We start from the raw sequence: 13,941 nt of genomic DNA on the forward strand, positions 1-13,941 counted from the left end.
CAGTGTTCACCGGGCGCTACAGGCTGAAGTCACCTTCGGACACCAACTCGCTCAGTGGCTTGCGTGGGCTTGGCGCTTCACGGCTTTGCAGGTACTCGGGCAAAGTCGATTTGTCCCCCAGCTTGCCAACCGCCACGGCGGCATGCAGCGCATAGCCCTCCGGGATCTTCAGCTCTTTGCGGGTCAGTTCCTGATCGAAGCCGGCCATGCCGTGGGTGTGCCAACCGCTGAGGCTGGCCTGCAGCGCCAGGTGGCCCCAGGCGGAACCGGTGTCGAAGGTGTGCCACAGCGCCGGGGTTTCCTCCGTGGCGCCGGGGGCGGTGAAGTCGGTTTTCGAGGCGATGATCACCAGGGCCGACGCATGTTGCGCCCAGCCACGGTTGAATTCATTCAGCAAACCCAGGAAGCGCTCCCAGTCCGGCGTGTCGCGGCGCGCATAGAGAAAACGCCAGGGTTGCGAGTTGTAGGCGGAAGGGGCCCAGCGTGCGGCTTCGAAGAAGCTCAGCAGGGTTTCCTTGGAGATGCTCTCGCCGGTGAAGGCGCGAGGCGACCAGCGGTCGGTGAACTGGGTGTGGATCGGATAGTCGGCAACACGTGTCATGGAGCAGTTCCTGATCGTCAATTCGGCCCTCAAAGCTACTGCGCAGCCACTAGACTGACAAGTGCTGTAACACCGCCAGTCGTAAGCGCTTGGATCCCGCAGCCGTGGGCACTAGACTGGCGGCCTTTTCACCTGCCGATACTGATGTAGAGCCATGGCCGCCAAAGTCGAACCTTTCTGGATACGCAAAACCCTCGAACACCTCGACCAGGAGGAGTGGGAGTCGTTGTGCGACGGCTGTGGCCTGTGCTGCCTGCAAAAGCTTGAAGATGAAGACGACAACAGCGTCTATTACACGCGTATCGCCTGCAAACTGCTCGATCTCAAGACCTGCCAGTGCACCGACTACCCCAACCGTCGTGCATCGGTGCCCGATTGCATCCAGCTCACCCCGGGCCAGGCCGACCAGTTCAAATGGCTGCCACCCACCTGCGGTTACCGCCTGGTCAGCGAGCGCAAGGACTTGCCGTTGTGGCACCACTTGGTGTGCGGCGACCGTGATGCCGTGCACCATGAACGCATTTCCCAGTCCGGGCGCATGCTCAGCGAAGGCAGCGTGCCCGAGGACGACTGGGAGGATTACCTGATTTTCCGCGCTGGCTGAAAGGGGAGTGTGTATGAGGGTGCGAACCAAGCTGGCGGCGAGCCTGGTGTTGTTGGTACTGAGTCAGCCTGGATGGTGCGCGAAAAAAGTCGACCTGGATTATCACGTCAAACTGCTGCCCCAGAGCGATCAGGCCGAGGTACGCCTGAGCCTGTCCCAGGGCTCGGCGGTGCGCAGCCTGAACTTCGACCTGGGTCGCGACGGCGACTACAGCGACTTCAAGGCCGACGGCCAGTGGAGCGTCAAGGAACACCGTGGCCTGTGGCAACCCAGCGCCGACAAGGCCAGCCTGACCTACCGCGTGCGCCTCACCCACGCGCGCAAGCCGGGTATCTATGAAGCGCGGATGACACCAAGCTGGGCGCTGTTTCGCGGCGATGACCTGGTGCCGACGGCGCGGCTCGACCAGCAGGACGGCGTCGAGTTGGTCTCGCGCCTGGTGTTTGAACTGCCGCCCGGCTGGAAAAGCGTCGAAACCGCCTGGCCCCGAATCGGCAAGAACAAGTTCCGCATCGACAATGTGTCGCGCCTGTTCGACCGGCCCACCGGCTGGATGCTTGCCGGCAACCTTGGCAGTCGTCGCGTACGCCTGGGCGAAACCGACGTCACCGTGGCTTCGCCCAAGGGCCAGGCCATGCGCCGTATGGATGTGCTGACGTTGCTGACCTTCGTCTGGCCGCAGGTGGAAACGGCGTTCCCGCGTCACCCGGCCAAGCTGCTGGTGGTCGGCGCCAGCGACCCGATGCGTCGTGGTGCGTTTTCGGCGCATGATTCGATCTACCTCAACAGCCACACGCCGCTGGTCAGCGAAAACGGCGGCAGCCCGCTGATTCGTGAAGTGGTGCAGGCGGTAGGGCGTTTCAACGATCACGACACCAGTGATTGGATCAGCGAGGGCTTGGGCGAGTATTACGCCATCGAGCTGCTGCGCCGCGCCGGCGGCATCACCGATGAGCGTTACCAGGCGATACAGGCGCGCTTGGCGAAGGAAGGCAAGGACGTGACCAGCCTGCGTGGCGAGCACGTCAGCGGCGCGACAGTGTCACGGGCGGTGGTGCTGCTGCAGGAACTGGATCGCGAGATCCGCGTGAAGACTCATAACAAGCGGTCGCTGGATGACCTGACGCAAGCGGTGATGCGGGCCAGCCGCATCACCACGGCGGAGTTTGTGCAGTTGGCTGAAAGCATCATCGGCGAGTCGTCGGTGGTGCTGGACAGTAAGCTGCTACGTTAGACGCTGGTTTTGGTGGCCTTCTCGGCCGCCACTTCGGCCTTGGTCTTCAAGTTCTTCAACTCTGCGCCGGCGCGCTCGATCTTCGTACGCACGGTGTTCATTTCCTGGCGGCCCTGCTCCAGCTTGTCTTTGAGCGAACTGTGCCCGGTGAAACCTCGGGCCAGCGCCACGCCGCCAATCGCCACCTGGATCAGGCCGAAAATCCCGCCCCGGCGCAGGCCTTTGCCCACCATCATCACACCACCGGCCACCGAGCCGATGCGCTCCCAACCGTGCACGTTCTGCCTTGGCTGAGTCTCGAAGGGGGTGTGTTCGATGATAGGTCGCAAGGTTTTGCTGTCGCTCATGATCTGTCTCCAACAAGGGCTATTGATAATTAGCTGACTGCCCGCAGACGCCGGATGTTCCCGAAATATCAGTACTTGGGGCCTGAACGGGTGTTGTTGCCCTTGGCCAGGCGGTCGTAAAGGACCACGTTGACCGTGGCGGCGAGGTTCATGCAACCGGTGGTCGGGATGTAGACCACGTCTTCGCACCAGTCGCGGATCTCTTTATCCAGCGAGCCGTCTTCGGGGCCGAAAATGTACAGCGCACGGTCGGGGTGGGTGTACTCAGGCAGCGGGCGGGCGCCTTCCACCAGCTCCACGGCGACAGGGATGCAACCCAGGGGCAGAATCTTTTTCAGGTCATCGATGCCGATCAGCGGAATGTCGTGATGGACCTTCTTGGTGTCGGTGATGAAGTCCCGGGCGCGCTCGTAGCGCACGCCGGTGTAGAACACCGAGGCCACGCCGTAGCAACCGGCGGCGCGCATGACCGAGCCGACGTTTTCGGGGGATTTGGGGTTGTACAGACCGATGCAGCTGTAGCGTTTATTGCCCACGGGGAAGGGTGCCTTGGAGAAAAACGGCGATTATACGGCCTTGGGGGGATGTGTTGCTTGGACGATCGCCATCGGGGGCACGCCCCCTCCCACACTAGGCCTGCGTACGCCGGTCAGAATGTGAGAGGGGGCTTGCCCCCGATGAGGCCGGTGCTAACAACAATGGACTATCAGTCGTCTTTCTTCATCAACCCCGCCAACGCCGCAAACGGGTTATGCGTGGCCTTGGCAATCGTCGGGCTGCTGGTGGAGCCTTCGCCGAAGTACTGCTGGTCGGTGTAGCGCGAGTGTTCGTTGTCGTGGCAGTACAGGCACAGCAATTCCCAGTTGGAACCGTCCTGGGGATTGTCATCATGATTGTGGTTGCGGTGGTGTACCGTCAGTTCGCTCAGGCGCTTGCCCGAGAACTCACGGGCGCAGCGGCCGCACACGTGGGGGTACATCTTCAACGCTTTGTCGCGGTAGCCCATTTCCCGATCGCGCTGGGCATCGGCAAGGATGCGGTCCAGCTTGGCGGTGTGGGAGGGCGGGTTGGTCGAGCTCATCATGGCTCCTGGCTATTTGGTGGTTCACGGATAGGGTTGATTCTAGCCGCTCGCGACGTAAATAACCGCTTCACTTTGCTCATAAGGATCTGAAACTCATGCGTCTGCATTCATGGACTGTTGCACTGTTGTTGTGTGGGGCAGTTGCCCACGCCCAAGCGTTCTCCACGCCAAAACCCGGACAAGTGATCGAGGTGGCCCTCGAACAACTGCACCCGACCCAGGCCGTGGTGGGCTTCGACCAGATTTACTACAGCCTGGGGCTGTTTGCGGACAAACCCGCCAAGGTCTTCGATGAATACTGCGAGACCAACGGCCAGGGCGAAGCCGACAAGGTGCCCAAGGGCGCGGACTTGCACCAGCCGTCGAGTTTTACCTGCCAGGACCCGGTCGGCACCCATCCCGACGACATGAAAACCGTGGTAGTCGGCCCCGGCGGCCAGTTGTACCTGACCGATGGTCACCATAGCTTCACCACCTTGTGGGAAGTCCCTGGTGGCGGCCCTCGCTTGAACATGTGGGTCAAGGTCACGGATGACTTCAGCAACAGCCCGGACATGAAGAGCTTCTGGCTGCGCATGCAAGCGGCGCGCAAGGTCTGGCTCAAGGACAACCAGGGCCAGACCCTGCCGCCCGAGCAGTTGCCGGCACATCTGGGTTTCAAGAACCTGCAGGACGACACGTTCCGCAGCCTGGTGTATTTCACCCGCAAGGCCGCCTATGGCAAACCTGAGGCTGGCGAGGTCGCACCGGAGTTCCTGGAGTTCTACTGGGGCAATTGGCTGCGCACTCAAATTGACTTGGGCAAGTACAACCTGAACAAGAAGGGCGGTTACAAGGACGCCATCGAAGCCGTCGCCAAGCGCATGGTCAGCCTGGCGCCCGGCTCACAGGTCGGCGACAGCGGTTTTACCGCCCATCAACTGGGCGGCATGACCAGGCTCGATCGTAACGAACTGGAAAAGACCTTCGACAAAAAAGTGCCGTACGTGATCGATTACCGCAATTCCCTGCGCTAGCCGATCACACCTTCTGTGCAATCCAGATGGTGTGCCGCGTGCCCTTGTTGCCATGGGCAAACACCTGGACTTCCTCGGCCTTGAAACCGGCCTTGCGCAGTTTGTCGCTGAACAGCTTGTCGGCGCTCGCCGACCACACGGCCAGCACGCCCTTGGGGCGCAGGGCCTTGGCGCAGGCGGCCAGGCCACCGGCGGAGTAAAGCCAGCTGTTGGCCTTTTGCGTAAGGCCTTCGGGGCCGTTGTCCACGTCCAGCATGATCGCGTCAAAACCCTGGGGCTCGGCCTGCAGCACCTTGGCGACATCCTCCAGGCGGATCACCGTGCGTGGGTCCAGCAGTGGCCGGCCGGATTTTTCTCCCAGCGGCCCACGGTTCCATTCCACGACTCCCGGCACCAGTTCTGCCACGACCACCTCGGCGGTCTTGCCCAGGTGTTTGAGCGCCGAAGCCAGGGTGAACCCCATGCCCAGGCCACCGATCAGCACCCGCGAATCCGGACGCCCGGCAACTTTGCGGCAGGGAATTTCCGCCAGCGCATCTTCGGAACCGTGCATGCGCGTGTTCATCAATTGGCCGCCGTCACCGCCCTGGATCTTGATGACAAAATCTTCACCGTATTCGAACAGGCACAAGGCACCGCCGTTGTCGGGGATCGGGGTGGTGTCGAGCAGAACGAAACGTTTCATGGAAATCTCATTGGGAAGGGCATTCTTGCGCGGTTGGGAGTAGCCTTGTGACATTCCGGTCAGGCCATGGAGCCATCGATGAAGTGCAGCATTCTAACGGTCATTGTGTTGAGCGCGCTCGCCTGTGGTGCGACGCAGGCTCAGGAGTTGCAAACCGTACCGGTCGCGCCCGCCCCGACGCCAGGCGCGCCGGGTACCCCGACGCCGACGTTGTACCCGCAAGTCACCCCGCCTGCCGTGCCCAAGACCAACGGTTCGCCACCACTGGTGCCTATCGTGCTGCCCACGCCGCCGAAGGACCAGACGGTGCCCGGCCTGTTGCAGAACGACAGCAAGCCGAAGTCGCCGGGCGGTTAGAACTGCTGGGACAGTAACTGCCCGTCGGCCATGCGCAGGCGCTTGGACAAGGCGATGGCTATCGCGCGGATGATCTTGGCGGCGATCCTGGGCGCTTCGTTGAGCATCTTTTCCAGGGAATCCCGGCCCAGGTTCAGCAGTACGCAGTCACTGGCCGCCACGCAACTGGCGGAACGCCGCTCGCCGTCAAGTACCGCCATTTCACCAAAGGCCCGGCCGCTGCGCAGGGTAGCGATGGTCAGGCGCTGGCCGTCATGATTGGTTTTCTGCACCGCCACCTGGCCACTGTGGATGATGCACATGAAGGTGCCGGCGTCCCCTTCGAGGAAGATCGCTTCGTCACGGGCAATGCTGCTGATGTTGAAGTAGCCGGCAGCGACGTAAAAGTCTTCCGGCAACAGCGGGTCGAACAGGCCGCAATCCATGAGCATATCGCGGATTTCGGTATTCATTAATGTCGGTAGTGCCATGGCTGCAATCTTGATCCATCAATCAGTAGGCGGTCCTGTGGTCAGACAGGACCGCCCGGCTAAGTTCCTTAAACCAGCCCCAGCGCCTTGAACACAAATCCATATTCGAGCGCTACGTCACGTAATCCCTGGTAACGACCGCTCATGCCACCGTGGCCGGCGCCCAGTTCGGTCTTGAGCAGCAGCAGGTTGTCGTCGGTCTTGGTGTCGCGCAACTTGGCGACCCATTTGGCGGCCTCCCAGTATTGCACGCGGCTGTCGTTGTAGCCGGCGATCACCAGCAGGTGCGGGTAGGCCTGGGCGCTGACGTTTTCGTAAGGCGCGTAGGCCTTGATGCGCTCATATACTTCGGGCTCTTGCGGATTGCCCCACTCGTCGTACTCGGTGATGGTCAGCGGCAGCTCGGGGTCGAGCATGGTGTTGAGCACGTCGACGAACGGCACTTCGGCAATCGCCGCCTGGAACAGCGCCGGGCGCTGGTTGAGCACGGCGCCGATCAACAGGCCGCCGGCGCTGCCGCCGCTGATCACCAGTTGCCTGGACGTTGTCAGGCCCTCGGCGATCAAGTGTTCGGCACAGGCGATAAAGTCGCTGAAGGTGTTTTGCTTGTGTTCCTGCTTGCCGTTGCGATACCAGGCCTCGCCCAGCTCGCCACCACCGCGCACGTGGGCGATGGCAAACGCTACGCCCCGGTCCAGCAGGCTCAGGCGGGCGTGGGAGAACCAAGGGTCGAGGCTCGAACCGTAGGCGCCGTAGCCGTACAGGTACAGCGGTGTGGGCTTGCCGAGCTGGTCGCGCTTGACCACCAGGCTGATCGGCACCCGGGTGCCGTCCGCGGAGGTGGCCCACAGGCGCTGGCTCACGTAGTCGTCGGCGTTGAACACGCCCAGTACCGGGGTTTCCTTGAGCACCTGTTGTGCACCGTTGGCCAGTTCCAACTGGCGGACCTGGGCCGGGCGGTTCAGGGCTTCGTAGCGCAGGCGGATTTTGTCGCTGACAAACTCCAGGCTGTTCTGTACGTAGAGGCTATAGGCTGCGTCGGGCAATTCCACGCGATACACCGGCAAACCTTCCGGGTGCACCTCGATCACCGGCAGGCCGCCGATGCGCAGGCTCAGGGTCATGGCGCTGGTGTTGAGACTGACGCCGTCGAGCATCACGTCATCACGATGAGGGATCAGGTTCTGCCATTCGCCTTCGGTCGGCACGTCGCCAATGTCGGTGGCCACGAACAGCGCGTAGTTGATGCCATCCCGGTTGCTGCGGATAAACCAGGTCCACGCGCCATTCAGCTGACCGTGATCGACATCGTACTCATGGTCCTCGACCCGTGGTGCCAGGCAGGTGAACGCCAGGTGCGGTTGGTCGGCGTCCAGCGCCCAGACTTCGCTGGTGGTCTTGCTGCCCAGCGACAGCAGCAACTGGCGTTCGGAGCTGGAACGGTAGCAATGCAGGAAGAAACGCCCGTCGGGCTCGTGGAACACTTCCTGCGCCGCCGTGCCATCCAGGCGATAGCGATAGAGTTTGTGCGGGCGGTGCGTGTCGTCCAGTTCGCCGAAGAACAGCGTCAGGCTGTCATTGGCCCAGGTCATGCTGCCGTCGCAGTCTTCAAACTCCAGCTCGCTGACCTTGCCGGTGGCCAGTTCCTTCACGTACAGGGTGTAGATCTCTTCGCCACTGGTATCGAGGCTGTAGGCCAGGCGCTGGTGGTCGGGGCTGATGCTGAACGCGCCGAGGGAGAAGAAACCGCCATTGGCCAGTACGTTCGGGTCCAGCAACAGCTCTTCGCTGCTGTCATCCACCTGGTTGCTGTCATCCGCCGGGCGGCGGCAGCGGTAGTGGCGGGCGTACTCGTCACCGGCGGTGGTGCGGGTGTAATACAAGTACGGCCCCCACGGCGAGGGCAGGGACAGGTCGGTTTCGAGGATGCGGCCCTTGATCTCTTCGAACAGGCTGTCGCGCAGCGCCTTCTGGTCGGCGAGTTGCGCTTCCTGCCAGGCATTCTCGGCCTTGAGGTAATCGAGCACCTCGGCGCTGTCACGCTCTTGCAGCCAGGCGTACGGATCGGGGCCTTGGGCCTTGCGGGCAATCGGAGCAGTCGATACAGGCATAGGATTGATCTCTATCTGGCAGACGGTGGCAGGCATTGCAGCCGCGACACGCAAAAGCCGTTATCATAGCCGCCTGTTTGCCAACCTTGCCATGGACACCATGACCGAGAACGACTATCTGACCGCTTGGGGCCTTTACGCCTTCGCCGCTTTGGGCTGCCTGTTGGTGTGGTGGCGCATGACCCGCTGGATCTGGCGCTGGTTGCGCGAGCCGCTGCAATTGCTGATGGCGGTGCTGCTGTTGAGCCCGACCATCGTCGACCCGGTCAAGACCCAGTTCGCGCCGGCGGTGGCCATCACCGCCCTCGATCTGGTGCTCAAGGTCGGCAATAACGCCTGGCGGGCCATCTCCGATCTGTTCATGTACACCATGATCGCCTTTGGCGTGTACCTGGTGTTCGTGTTGATCCGCTGGCCCATCGAGCGTGCCGCCAAGGCCCGTCGCGAGCGCAAGGCCGCCGCCGATGCGGCCCTGGCCGCCGAGCCGGATCAAGATGAAGACGACGTGCCCTTCCGCCGTCCTGCACCCGTGAGCGGTATGCGCGTCGAACCGCGCCTTTAACGTCGTCCGCCCTGCAGCGAGAGCCCTGGCATGTGTGAATTATTGGGCATGAGTGCCAACGTCCCCACCGACATCGTGTTCAGCTTTACCGGGCTGATGCAGCGCGGTGGGCGCACCGGCCCCCACCGTGACGGTTGGGGCATCGCGTTCTACGAAGGCCGTGGCCTGCGTCTGTTCCAGGACCCGGCCGCCAGCAGTGAGTCGGAAGTCGCGCTGCTGGTGCAGCGTTATCCCATCAAAAGCGAAGTGGTCATCGGCCATATCCGCCAGGCCAATGTCGGCAAGGTCAGCCTGGCCAATACCCACCCGTTCGTGCGCGAACTGTGGGGCCGCAACTGGTGCTTCGCCCATAACGGCCAGTTGGCGGACTTCAATCCCCGCGCCACGTTCTACCGCCCGGTGGGCGACACCGACAGTGAAGCGGCCTTCTGCGACCTGCTCAACCGCGTGCGTGAAGCCTTCCCCGAGCCGGTGGACATCGAAAAAGTGCTGCCGGACCTGATCGCCGCCTGTGCCGAATACCGCAGCAAGGGCGTGTTCAACTGCCTGCTCAGCGATGGTGACTGGCTGTTCTGCTACTGTTCGACCAAATTGGCACAGATCACAAGGCGTGCGCCGTTCGGCCCGGCGCGCCTGAAAGATGTCGACGTGATCGTCGACTTTCAGGCCGAAACCACACCTAACGATGTGGTGACGGTGATTGCCACCGAACCTTTGACCGACAACGAAAACTGGACCCGCTACGAACCGGGCCAATGGAGCCTGTGGCGACGCGGTGAATGCGTCAGCCAGGGCATTACCGAGTAAGGATATCGCCCATGTTGCTCAGTTATCTGCGGTTGGTGCTGTTTGCGATTGGTCTGCTGATCGGCGTGCAAGTCCCGGGGTTTATCAACGACTATGCCAAGCGCGTCGAAGCGCACCTGATCGAGGCCCAGACCGGCCTCAGCGGGTTTGAAAACACCGCACGCCAGTTCTTCAACGGCGATTTGAAAGCGTTGGTGGCGCATTACCGCGCCAGTGATGACCCGGTGTTCCAGAGCGATGCCAACAGCCTGGGCGCCATGCTTGACCGCCAGGTGGCGTTGGACAAGCAATTCCAGGCCATGCAAGGCCCGTGGTACATCCGCGCCCTGCAGGTGGCGGTGGCGGCCGACCCGGATATCCGCCTGGAAACCTGGAACGGCTACAGCTACCAGATCCTGCTGACGCCCGAGGCCATGGGCTGGGGGCTGGGCGGGGCGATGCTGCTGTCGTTTGGCCTGGAATGCCTGTTCCGTCTGATCGACTGGGTGGTGCTGGGCGGCAAGCGCCTGCGCCAGAGCCGGCCGATCGAAGAGCGCGACCTCAAGGGCCTCTGAGACAAAATGTGGGGGGCTTGCCCCCTCCCACAGTTTTAATCCTGTGTCTTCAGTGAGGTTGTGTGCTCAGTAGCATCCGCTCTACGCCAACCTCTTCGGCATACCGTGCCACCACCTTCTGGCACAGCCCCACAATCTCTTCCACCAACTCCACCCCCACGCGCCACGACACCACCACCTGCAAGTTCGGCAGCTTCTGCGCCATCGGCAACATCACCAACTCCCCACGCGCCAGTTCCTCGCTGACCAGCACCGGCGGCAGTGCGCCGATGCCGAAGCCATCGCGCAGCAGGCGGGTGATGGCCGACACCGAGTTCACACAGTTCATGCGTGGCGCGGCCACGCCGTTGGCTTGCATCAGGCTGATCACGTCCTGGTGCGGGTGGGAGTTTTTCGAGTAGGTGATGATGCGCTCCTGGGCCAGTTCGGCGAGGGAAGCGTAGTCGCGGTTGTAGATCGACTGGCTGGCGACGATCCAGGCCATGGGGTGGCTGGCCAGTTCCAGGCTGCGCACGGTTTCCAGGCGCAGCAGGTCGGTTTGCAGAATCAGGTCGAGGAAGCCTTTTTGCAACTGATCGCTGAGGTTCAGTGCAGTATCGGCGACCAATTCGATTTCCACGAGGGGGAAGTGGTCCATCAATTCCGCCACCAAGGGGCTGAGCCAAGTATGGATCACCGTGTCCATCGCACCGATGCGGATGCGCCCGACCTTGCTGCTGGTGGTCTCCAGGGACTGCTTCAGGCCCTGCATGGTCAACATCATCTGCTCGGCGTAATCCAGCACCTTCAAGCCTTCCGGGGTCAGGCTCACGCCCCGTGAGTCACGCAGAAACAACTTCACCCCCAACTCGCTTTCCAGCACCGCGATGCGGCTGGAGATCGAGGCCTGGGTAGTGAACAGCTTCTCGGCGGTCAGGCGAAAACTCTTGAGCTTGGCCACCCAGACGAAGGTTTCGAGGAACTTCAAATTCATGGGATCAACTTTTTCTTATGCATGGATCGGTTTTTATTAGTTGGACGCCGCACCGGGCCAGCGCCAAAAATCGAGCCATTCCACGATAAGCGCCGTTGGGGTATCAGGACAAGTTGCGAGTTCTGCGTAAAAAATCCCACACTACAAGAAAACAACGCCTACAGGAGCGACAGTCCGTGAGCCGTCTTTTACTCAATTGCGACATCGGCGAAAGCTTTGGCAACTGGACCATGGGGCTGGACGCCGAGGTCATGCCGTTCATCGATTGCGCCAACGTGGCCTGCGGTTTCCATGCCGGTGACCCGAGCATCATGCGCAAGACCGTCAGCCTGGCGCTCAAGCATGGCGTGCAAATCGGTGCACACCCGGCGTACCAGGACCTGCAAGGCTTTGGCCGTCGCTCCATGGCTTATACCCCGCAGGAAATCCAGGACCTGTTGCACTACCAGATCGGTGCGCTCGATGGTCTCTGCCGTGCCCAGGGCGGGCGGGTCAGCTACGTCAAGCCCCATGGTGCGATGTACAACGACATGATGACCAACCCCGTGCAATTGCGCGCGGTGATCCAGGCCGTGGCGGCGTACGGCGAACTGCCGCTGATGCTGCTCGCCACCCGTGACAACAGCGCGGCCCAGGCCTTGGGCGCCGAATACGGTGTCACCCTGTGGTTCGAAGCCTTCGCCGACCGCGCCTATGACAACAAAGGGCACCTGGTGTCGCGGCAGTTGCCGGGCGCCGTGCACCATGATTCCGACACCATCGTGCAGCAGGCCCTGACCCTTGCCCGTGGTGAGGCGCTGATTGCCAGCGACGGCAGCCCGCTGCTCCTGCAAGCCAATACCCTGTGCGTGCACGGCGACAACGCGAGCTCGGTCGCGGCCGTACAGCGCATCCGCGAGGCATTGAAGCCAGCATGAAGCCACGGATTGAAGTGGTCGCCATCGACTGCCTGATGGTGCGCCTGTTTGATGCTATCGCCGAAACCAACATGCCGTGGATGCTCGCCGCTACCCAGCGCCTGCGCAGTGGCTTCGGCGCGGCGCTGGTGGACCTGGTGCCGTCCTATACCACTTTGATGGTGCATTACGACCTCGGCGCCGTGAACCCGGCCCAGGCGCGGGCACTGATCGAGCAGGCCCTTGCCGGCCTGCAACCGCAAGCCCAGGGCGGCGGCCAGTGCCATGTGCTGCCGGTGTGGTACGACTTGAGCGTCGGCCCGGAATTGACCTTGCTCAGCCAGCGCAGCGGTTTGGCTATCGACGAAGTGATCCGCCGCCACAGTGCCCACGAGTACCAGGTGTTTGCCCTCGGTTTCGCGCCCGGCTTCGCCTTTATGGGGCTGGTGGATGAAGTTCTTGCCACGCCGCGTCTGAATACCCCACGCAAACGCGTGGCGGCCGGTAGCGTCGGCATCGCCGAACGACAAACCGCCGCCTACCCGATGGTGTCGCCGGGCGGCTGGAACCTGATCGGCCGCACGCCGGCCAGGCTCTTCGACCGCGGGCGCGACGGCTACAGCCTGATGCAGCCCGGCGACACGGTGCGCTTCGAAGCGGTCGAGCGTGCTGAATTCATCAAGTTGGGGGGCGATGATACGCCGTTGGAGGCGCAGGCATGAGTCGCTTACTGATCGAGGCCAGCACGCCGTTGTGCCTGTTGCAGGACGCTGGTCGCTTTGGCGTACGCCACCTGGGCGTGACCCAGGGCGGGGCGCTGGACTGGGTGTCAATGTCCTGGGCGAACTGGCTGCTGGGCAATGCACTGGACGCGCCGGTGGTGGAAATCACCCTGGGCGGTTTCACCGTGCAGGCCGAGGATTATTGCCTGCTGGCCCTGGCCGGTGCAGACCTGGGCGCGTACATCGATGAACGTGCCATCAGCCCGGGCCGCAGTTTTATCCTGCAAAAGGGCCAGCGTTTGCGCTTCACCCAGCCGTTCAGCGGTGCGCGGGCCTATCTTGCGGCTCCGGGCGGCTTTGATGCGCCGGCTGTGCTCGGCAGTTGCGCCACGGTTGTGCGTGAAGAGTTGGGCGGGGTGGACGGTTTCGGCAAGGCGTTGGCCGAAGGAGGGCGCTTGGTCTACTCCGGTACAGGTGGTGCAATGAAGGTGCTGAGTGCACCGGATTTGCAACCCGGTAAACCGTTGGATGTGATCGTTGGTGCACAGATTGGCCAATTCAGCGGCCAGAGCCTATTCGACGCCTTCAACACCGCATGGGCCCTCGACAGCCGCGCCGACCGCATGGGTATGCGCCTGCTGGGCGCGCCGTTGCAATACCAGGGACCGTCGCTGATTTCCGAAGGCATTCCGCTGGGCGCGATCCAGGTTCCGCCGGATGGGCAGCCGATCGTGTTACTCAATGATCGACAGACCATCGGTGGCTATCCGCGCCTGGGTGCATTGACGCCGTTGTCGCTGGCGCGGCTGGCGCAATGCTTGCCGGGGGAGACGGTGCGGTTGGCGCCGGTCGTACAACAGACAGCCCACCAGCAGCACATCGACTTTATGAAGCGGTTCACCACGACCTGAAAAACAC

The 13,941-nt window shown here is 62.4% G+C and carries 18 protein-coding genes; 10 read left to right on the top strand and 8 right to left on the bottom strand.

Going from position 1 to position 13,941, the window contains the following annotated elements; all coding sequences use genetic code 11:
• Positions 1–16: 16 nt before the first annotated feature.
• On the bottom strand, positions 17–601 hold the full coding sequence (locus BFN10_RS06545) for a nitroreductase family protein (RefSeq protein ID WP_071488980.1): 585 nt from the start codon (positions 599–601) through the stop codon (positions 17–19).
• A 154-nt stretch (positions 602–755) separates the two neighbouring features.
• Here BFN10_RS06545 and BFN10_RS06550 point away from each other — a divergent pair, with 154 nt between their 5' ends.
• On the top strand, positions 756–1,205 hold the full coding sequence (locus BFN10_RS06550) for a YcgN family cysteine cluster protein (RefSeq protein WP_003172524.1): 450 nt from the start codon (positions 756–758) through the stop codon (positions 1,203–1,205).
• A gap of 13 nt (positions 1,206–1,218) precedes the next feature.
• On the top strand, positions 1,219–2,439 hold the full coding sequence (locus BFN10_RS06555; protein ID WP_071488981.1) for a hypothetical protein: 1,221 nt from the start codon (positions 1,219–1,221) through the stop codon (positions 2,437–2,439).
• On the opposite strand, the gene BFN10_RS06560 is transcribed toward BFN10_RS06555, so the two are convergent.
• The 3 genes from BFN10_RS06560 to BFN10_RS06570 all read right to left on the bottom strand — a co-directional run bounded on the left by BFN10_RS06560 (position 2,436) and on the right by BFN10_RS06570 (position 3,867).
• On the bottom strand, positions 2,436–2,786 hold the full coding sequence (locus BFN10_RS06560; protein WP_071488982.1) for a YgaP family membrane protein: 351 nt from the start codon (positions 2,784–2,786) through the stop codon (positions 2,436–2,438). The genes BFN10_RS06555 and BFN10_RS06560 overlap by 4 nt on opposite strands.
• A 68-nt stretch (positions 2,787–2,854) precedes the next feature.
• On the bottom strand, positions 2,855–3,322 hold the full coding sequence (locus BFN10_RS06565) for an RNA methyltransferase (RefSeq protein ID WP_003189607.1): 468 nt from the start codon (positions 3,320–3,322) through the stop codon (positions 2,855–2,857).
• A 170-nt stretch (positions 3,323–3,492) separates the two neighbouring features.
• Positions 3,493–3,867, bottom strand: a complete 375-nt coding sequence (locus BFN10_RS06570; RefSeq protein ID WP_025858458.1) for a YajD family HNH nuclease — start codon at positions 3,865–3,867, stop codon at positions 3,493–3,495.
• Positions 3,868–3,965: 98 nt separating this feature from the next.
• On the opposite strand from BFN10_RS06570, the gene BFN10_RS06575 reads away from it, so the two are divergent.
• Positions 3,966–4,886 carry a ParB/Srx family N-terminal domain-containing protein gene (locus BFN10_RS06575; protein ID WP_071488983.1) on the top strand — a complete coding sequence of 307 codons (921 nt, stop codon included), beginning with the start codon at positions 3,966–3,968 and terminating at the stop codon, positions 4,884–4,886.
• Positions 4,887–4,890: 4 nt separating this feature from the next.
• On the opposite strand, the gene BFN10_RS06580 is transcribed toward BFN10_RS06575, so the two are convergent.
• The gene (locus BFN10_RS06580) at positions 4,891–5,571 is read right to left on the bottom strand and encodes a spermidine synthase (protein ID WP_071488984.1); all 681 of its coding nucleotides are present in this window, start codon (positions 5,569–5,571) and stop codon (positions 4,891–4,893) included.
• 78 nt (positions 5,572–5,649) lie between these two features.
• Here BFN10_RS06580 and BFN10_RS06585 point away from each other — a divergent pair, with 78 nt between their 5' ends.
• Positions 5,650–5,928 (top strand): hypothetical protein, encoded by a 279-nt coding sequence (locus tag BFN10_RS06585; protein ID WP_071488985.1) that lies wholly within the window; start codon positions 5,650–5,652, stop codon positions 5,926–5,928.
• Here BFN10_RS06585 and BFN10_RS06590 read toward each other — a convergent pair.
• Both BFN10_RS06590 and BFN10_RS06595 read right to left on the bottom strand, forming a co-directional pair.
• Entirely contained in the window at positions 5,925–6,398 is a 474-nt protein-coding gene (locus BFN10_RS06590) for a cyclic nucleotide-binding domain-containing protein (RefSeq protein WP_071488986.1), read from the bottom strand. The two genes, BFN10_RS06585 and BFN10_RS06590, sit on opposite strands and share 4 nt — an antisense overlap.
• A gap of 68 nt (positions 6,399–6,466) precedes the next feature.
• The gene (locus BFN10_RS06595; RefSeq protein WP_071488987.1) at positions 6,467–8,509 is read right to left on the bottom strand and encodes a S9 family peptidase; all 2,043 of its coding nucleotides are present in this window, start codon (positions 8,507–8,509) and stop codon (positions 6,467–6,469) included.
• 25 nt (positions 8,510–8,534) lie between these two features.
• On the opposite strand from BFN10_RS06595, the gene BFN10_RS06600 reads away from it, so the two are divergent.
• Genes BFN10_RS06600 through BFN10_RS06610 form a run of 3 tightly spaced genes read left to right on the top strand, consistent with a single transcriptional unit; the run spans position 8,535 to position 10,432 of the window.
• Positions 8,535–9,071, top strand: a complete 537-nt coding sequence (locus BFN10_RS06600) for a hypothetical protein (protein WP_058425328.1) — start codon at positions 8,535–8,537, stop codon at positions 9,069–9,071.
• 30 nt (positions 9,072–9,101) lie between these two features.
• On the top strand, positions 9,102–9,878 hold the full coding sequence (locus tag BFN10_RS06605) for a class II glutamine amidotransferase (RefSeq protein ID WP_071488988.1): 777 nt from the start codon (positions 9,102–9,104) through the stop codon (positions 9,876–9,878).
• Positions 9,879–9,889: 11 nt separating this feature from the next.
• Positions 9,890–10,432 (top strand): DUF2937 family protein, encoded by a 543-nt coding sequence (locus BFN10_RS06610; RefSeq protein WP_071488989.1) that lies wholly within the window; start codon positions 9,890–9,892, stop codon positions 10,430–10,432.
• A gap of 49 nt (positions 10,433–10,481) precedes the next feature.
• Here the strand turns inward: BFN10_RS06610 and BFN10_RS06615 are convergent, their stop codons facing one another.
• Positions 10,482–11,405 (bottom strand): LysR family transcriptional regulator, encoded by a 924-nt coding sequence (locus BFN10_RS06615; protein ID WP_071488990.1) that lies wholly within the window; start codon positions 11,403–11,405, stop codon positions 10,482–10,484.
• Between the two features lie 176 nt (positions 11,406–11,581).
• Between BFN10_RS06615 and BFN10_RS06620 the strand changes: the two genes are divergently transcribed.
• Genes BFN10_RS06620 through BFN10_RS06630 form a run of 3 tightly spaced genes read left to right on the top strand, consistent with a single transcriptional unit; the run spans position 11,582 to position 13,934 of the window.
• Positions 11,582–12,322 carry a 5-oxoprolinase subunit PxpA gene (locus tag BFN10_RS06620; RefSeq protein ID WP_071488991.1) on the top strand — a complete coding sequence of 247 codons (741 nt, stop codon included), beginning with the start codon at positions 11,582–11,584 and terminating at the stop codon, positions 12,320–12,322.
• Positions 12,319–13,023: a 5-oxoprolinase subunit B family protein gene (locus tag BFN10_RS06625; protein ID WP_071488992.1), complete on the top strand. Its 705-nt coding sequence runs from the start codon at positions 12,319–12,321 to the stop codon at positions 13,021–13,023. Before BFN10_RS06620 ends, BFN10_RS06625 begins: the two co-directional genes overlap by 4 nt.
• Complete coding sequence (locus BFN10_RS06630) at positions 13,020–13,934, top strand: 5-oxoprolinase subunit C family protein (protein ID WP_071488993.1); 915 nt, start codon at positions 13,020–13,022, stop codon at positions 13,932–13,934. Before BFN10_RS06625 ends, BFN10_RS06630 begins: the two co-directional genes overlap by 4 nt.
• Positions 13,935–13,941: the final 7 nt, after the last annotated feature.

Source organism: Pseudomonas extremorientalis, from assembly GCF_001870465.1.
Taxonomy (GTDB): Bacteria; Pseudomonadota; Gammaproteobacteria; order Pseudomonadales; family Pseudomonadaceae; genus Aquipseudomonas; species Aquipseudomonas extremorientalis.

Excerpts from the sequence above, each read along its gene's own strand:
- BFN10_RS06545 (WP_071488980.1), bottom strand. The coding sequence starts at position 601 with ATGACACGTGTTGCCGACTATCCGATCCACACCCAGTTCACCGACCGC.
- BFN10_RS06550 (WP_003172524.1), top strand. The coding sequence starts at position 756 with ATGGCCGCCAAAGTCGAACCTTTCTGGATACGCAAAACCCTCGAACAC.
- BFN10_RS06555 (WP_071488981.1), top strand. The coding sequence starts at position 1,219 with ATGAGGGTGCGAACCAAGCTGGCGGCGAGCCTGGTGTTGTTGGTACTG.
- BFN10_RS06560 (WP_071488982.1), bottom strand. The coding sequence starts at position 2,786 with ATGAGCGACAGCAAAACCTTGCGACCTATCATCGAACACACCCCCTTC.
- BFN10_RS06570 (WP_025858458.1), bottom strand. The coding sequence starts at position 3,867 with ATGAGCTCGACCAACCCGCCCTCCCACACCGCCAAGCTGGACCGCATC.
- BFN10_RS06575 (WP_071488983.1), top strand. The coding sequence starts at position 3,966 with ATGCGTCTGCATTCATGGACTGTTGCACTGTTGTTGTGTGGGGCAGTT.
- BFN10_RS06580 (WP_071488984.1), bottom strand. The coding sequence starts at position 5,571 with ATGAAACGTTTCGTTCTGCTCGACACCACCCCGATCCCCGACAACGGC.
- BFN10_RS06585 (WP_071488985.1), top strand. The coding sequence starts at position 5,650 with ATGAAGTGCAGCATTCTAACGGTCATTGTGTTGAGCGCGCTCGCCTGT.
- BFN10_RS06590 (WP_071488986.1), bottom strand. The coding sequence starts at position 6,398 with ATGGCACTACCGACATTAATGAATACCGAAATCCGCGATATGCTCATG.
- BFN10_RS06595 (WP_071488987.1), bottom strand. The coding sequence starts at position 8,509 with ATGCCTGTATCGACTGCTCCGATTGCCCGCAAGGCCCAAGGCCCCGAT.
- BFN10_RS06605 (WP_071488988.1), top strand. The coding sequence starts at position 9,102 with ATGTGTGAATTATTGGGCATGAGTGCCAACGTCCCCACCGACATCGTG.
- BFN10_RS06610 (WP_071488989.1), top strand. The coding sequence starts at position 9,890 with ATGTTGCTCAGTTATCTGCGGTTGGTGCTGTTTGCGATTGGTCTGCTG.
- BFN10_RS06615 (WP_071488990.1), bottom strand. The coding sequence starts at position 11,405 with ATGAATTTGAAGTTCCTCGAAACCTTCGTCTGGGTGGCCAAGCTCAAG.
- BFN10_RS06625 (WP_071488992.1), top strand. The coding sequence starts at position 12,319 with ATGAAGCCACGGATTGAAGTGGTCGCCATCGACTGCCTGATGGTGCGC.
- BFN10_RS06630 (WP_071488993.1), top strand. The coding sequence starts at position 13,020 with ATGAGTCGCTTACTGATCGAGGCCAGCACGCCGTTGTGCCTGTTGCAG.